The organism is Neisseria sp. P0001.S005, from assembly GCF_051963715.1.
In genome coordinates, this window is the sequence record NZ_JBQCTZ010000818.1 from 1 (window position 1) to 350 (window position 350).

1 pseudogene is annotated in these 350 nt (G+C 43.7%); it reads left to right on the plus strand.

The annotated features are described in order from the left end of the window. A pseudogene (locus tag ACTHSP_RS23035) lies at window positions 1-350 on the plus strand (DNA primase); the annotation flags it as partial.

A 350-nucleotide genomic window follows, 5' to 3' on the forward strand; every position in this document is an offset into this window, starting at 1 on the left:
AAACAAAAAAGTTACAAACTGCCGCCTATTTCTGTCAAACAGCCAACCATGCTGACACTGGTTCAAAGACAGATACGTAGCCTCTTGATAAATCCGGCTTGGGCTTCATATATAGACCTGCCCGATTATCTGGCTTTAAGCGGCGACTTTGCCTGCCTTGCCAATTTGGCCGAAACCATCAAGAATCACAATACGACTCCTGCAACTGCACAAGTGCTTGAATATATGCGCGGTTCGCCCTATGAGGAAACCGTCAATCAAATCTTTTTATCGACCCTTCATTCTGAAGAAATGGAAGGGGATAACGAAGAAGATTGCGAAAGTTTCCAAATCGGCATGAAAAAGTTGTT